Genomic DNA, 4,009 nt, shown 5'->3' on the forward strand with positions numbered 1-4,009 from the left:
AAGTAAGTATATGAGAAGGTGAATTAATCGCCTTTTTAATTTTTCTTATGGCAAAAAATAAAAAGCCTGTTAAGAGAATATTAGTAAATGAATGGACACCTCAAGATATAACTAAAGGACTTCAAAATCTTAAAGATGAAGAAGATATGAGGAATCTACAAGCTGCAGGATATACTAGACTAATAACAGACTGGCTAATAGGAATTAATTTTACTTCTATTGCCACATTAAAATATGGAAATGGGAAATTATTGAATATAGGACGTGTTATTTTACCAACAGTAAAATTAATTTATGATAGAGATATGGAAATTAGAAATTTTGTTCCTAAAACCTACTTCGAAATTGAAGGTAGCTTTAGATGCAACAATGGTGAATATAAAGGTAAATTAATAAAAAATAAAAATAGCAAATTTGATACACCAGAAGAAGCTAAATCTGTAATAGATAGTATAACTTCCAAAGAGGGCACTATTACTGATAAAAAAGTAACTACCTCTAAAGAATATGCTCCTAAGCTTTTCAGTTTAACTTCTTTACAAGGTTATATAACTTCAAAGTACAGTCACTTTACTTCTGACAAAGTTTTAAGTGTCTGTCAGTCTTTATACGAAGGTAAAGGTAAAGGTGGATATATTACTTATCCTAGAACAGACTCTATTTTCCTAGAAGAAAGTTTAACTACTAAAGCTTCCCAAACTTTAGAAAGGTTAAAAAAAGGACTTCCTTACGAAGATAAAATCAAATTTACTAAAACAAAAAGAGTTTTCGATTCATCAAAGGTTGATAGCCATAGTGCTATCACACCTACTTATATTATTCCAACTAAACTGACTCCTGATGAAGCAATTGTTTATAATGCTATCAAGGACAGATTTATAGCCAACTTTATGCCACCAGCTGAATATGAAAATACAGAAATAAAAACTGATGTAGATAAAAATATATTTGTTACTAAAGGAAAAGTGCTTAAAGTTAAAGGATATTTGGAAGTATACAATAAAGAAGAAAAAGATGACTTACTTCCATTAGTAAATAAAAATGAAGTAGTTGATGTAATAGAAATTAAACCTTTAAGTAAACAAACTACTCCTCCTAAACCATATACGGAAGATACTTTACTTAAGGCTATGAAAAACTGTGGAAAAAATGTGTCAGAAGATGACACAACAGTTTTATCAGGATATTCTATAGGTACTTCTGCTACTCGTGCTGATGTCCTAAAAAAAATTAGCCAAGTTGGATATGTTAATAAAAAAGGTAAATCTTATTTTGTAACTGACTTAGGTAAAAATCTAGTTGAAATATTCCCTGTCAAAGAATTGTTTGACGTTGACTATACTGGTAAACTAGAAAAAAGCTTAAGTGATATTCAAAAAGGTCAATATACTAGAAAAGAATACTTAACTAATATAATGAACTTCATTTATAATAGTGTTAACTTAATAAAATATGATAAACCTAAAAAAATATCTACGGAAAGCTTTACTTATAATGCTAAAACTAAAAAGTTTGTTAGTGATAAAGTTATATCATCATCTAAAAAAGGCGCTAAATCTACTTCAAGTAAATCATCCAATTCAAATAGCAATGATTTATTAGGTAAATGTCCTATATGTCAAGGTGATGTGCTTGAAAAAGATAAAGGATTTTTCTGTATGAATTATAATAACTGCAAGTTTGGTATTTTTAAAGAAGATAAATTCTTACAGTACTATAAAAAGAAACCAAACAAAACTATGGTTAAAAGCTTACTTAAAAAAGGTGAAGCTAAAGTAAAATCTTTAACATCTAAAGATGGTAAAAAGTTTGATGCCATACTTAAATATGATAAAAATGATAAGGGCTATTTCTCTTGGTCTATAAAAAAAATGGACTAAATATATAGTTTTTAAATCAATTATAAAAATATATTATTTTTCCTATAAAATAGATAATATATAAATAATATGCGTAACAAAAAACACCTACTAATTAATTTGGTAGGTGTTTTTTCATAATATTATATAAAGTAATACTTATATTTCAGCATAAATTTTAACTAATTCTATAGCTATCTGTGTGACTTTGTCCATACCTTCTACACTTATATGCTCTAAAGCTCCATGATAAGCTGCTCCACCTGTTCCTAAGTTTGGACAAGGCAAACCTTTAAAACTTAATTGAGCACCATCTGTTCCTCCACGAATAGGAGATATTTTTGGTTCTAAACCTACAGCTTCTATAGCTTTCTTAGCATTTTCAACTAAATGCATACATTGCTCTATTTTCTCTTTCATATTTCTGTAGGCATGTTTTATAGTAAGTGTTACTGTATTTTCTCCATATTTTTCATTTATTTCTTTCTCTATTCTTCTAAGTAATTCATTTCTAGCTTCGAATTTTTCACCATCATGATCCCTAACTATATATGATAACTTAGAATGCTCTACAGAACCTGTTATTTCCATTAAATGATAAAATCCTTCATATCCTTCAGTTGTAGCAGGAGTCTCATTTACTGGCAGCATCGAATTAATTTCCATAGCTATTAACTGAGAATTTACCATAATATCCTTTGCACTTCCCGGATGTACATTTACTCCTTTTATTTCAAAAGTTGCAGAAGATGCATTAAAGTTTTCATATTCAATTTGACCTTCTAGCTCTCCATCTAAAGTAAATGCATAATCTGCACCAAATTTTTCAACATCAAAATGGTGAGCACCTCTTCCTATTTCTTCATCTGGAGTGAACCCTATACATATTTTTCCATGAGGAATATTTTCCTTTTGTATTATTTCAATTGCAGTCATTATTTCTGCAATACCTGCTTTATTATCTGCACCTAATAAAGTAGTTCCATCTGTAGTTATTATAGTTCTTCCTTTAAAATCTTTTAAATGTGTAAAGTCTTTAGTTCTAATAACTTTACCACTAGTTCCAAGAGTTATATCTTCTCCATCATAATTTTTTATAATTTGATGATTAACATCTTTCCCTGTAAGATCTTCTGTTGTATCTAAATGGGCGATAAATCCTAACTTTGTTTTATCTTCATATCCATTTGTAGCTGGTATACTTCCATATACATAACATTTATCGTCTACATGAGCATCTTCTATTCCAAGTTCTTTCATTTCTTTAACTAATAAATTAGCTAAATCAAATTGACGAGAAGTAGAAGGCACTGTTTCACTTCCACTATCACTAGTAGTCCATACTTTTATATAGTTTAACATTCTTTCATAAGCTCTCATAATACTAATCTCCTTTTATAAATATATTTTTATAAATAAAAACTGGGTACTGTAACAGCTCAGAACCCAGTTGAAATTTATTTTTTAATTATATTCCATATAATATTTTTAATATTATATTACTTTATTTGAATAATTTTCTTAATCTTCAACAAGAGTATTTAATTTCTTGTCCATTGACCATAAAATTATACCACATAATATAACAATTCCACCAACTATTGCATATGCAGGTGCAAATGAATATCCTGATAAGAATTCATATAGATATCCATAAGATTTACCAGCTATAAATATAGCAAATGGCCAAACTCCCATCATAAGTCCTAAAACTTTTGTTGGAGAGAATTTAGATATAAATGAATTTCCAAGTGGTGAGAATACCATTTCACCAAGTGACATTAATATACCAACTGCTACTATCCACATTAAGTTAGCTTGATTATCTCCTCTTACTATCTCAGCAAGAGCCATTACACCAAAAGCTGCACCAAGTAAAATCATACCTAAAGCAGTCTTCTTAAACATACTTAAATCACCCTTTGGTGAATTAGCACGCTTAGTCCAAAATGCTGCAAGAACTGGTCCAAGTAATATACAAGTAAGTGCATTTAATGAATCGAACCAAGAAGATGGAACCACGAAGTTTCCTATCATCCAGTTAGCTTTATTAGCATAATCAAAATCTGGTCCCCAGTGATACATTATAGGATTATAAGTTAAGTACCAAACTATCCAGAATATTATTGAGAATATTGTAACAAGAATAA

Annotated in this window: 2 protein-coding genes and 1 pseudogene; 1 reads left to right on the forward strand and 2 read right to left on the reverse strand. The window is 29.1% G+C overall.

Features of this window, described 5'->3' with window-relative positions:
- Positions 1 to 14: 14 nt before the first annotated feature.
- Positions 15 to 1,880 (forward strand): annotated as a pseudogene (locus J7G74_RS15415) (type IA DNA topoisomerase); the annotation flags it as partial.
- Positions 1,881 to 2,018: 138 nt separating this feature from the next.
- Here J7G74_RS15415 and pepT read toward each other — a convergent pair.
- Positions 2,019 to 3,239, reverse strand: coding sequence for a peptidase T (pepT, locus tag J7G74_RS15420; RefSeq protein ID WP_297136955.1), 1,221 nt, complete (start codon positions 3,237 to 3,239; stop codon positions 2,019 to 2,021).
- Between the two features lie 141 nt (positions 3,240 to 3,380).
- Positions 3,381 to 4,009, reverse strand: a 629-nt coding sequence (locus tag J7G74_RS15425) for a POT-type proton-dependent oligopeptide transporter (RefSeq protein WP_330616604.1), incomplete at its 5' end; no start/stop codon positions are given.

The sequence above is a fragment of the Terrisporobacter sp. genome, from assembly GCF_017888745.1.
Taxonomy (GTDB): domain Bacteria; phylum Bacillota; class Clostridia; order Peptostreptococcales; family Peptostreptococcaceae; genus Terrisporobacter.

What these genes read in the sequence shown, in the direction of transcription:
- pepT (WP_297136955.1), bottom strand. Translation starts at nt 3,239, where the DNA reads ATGAGAGCTTATGAAAGAATGTTAAACTATATAAAAGTATGGACTACT.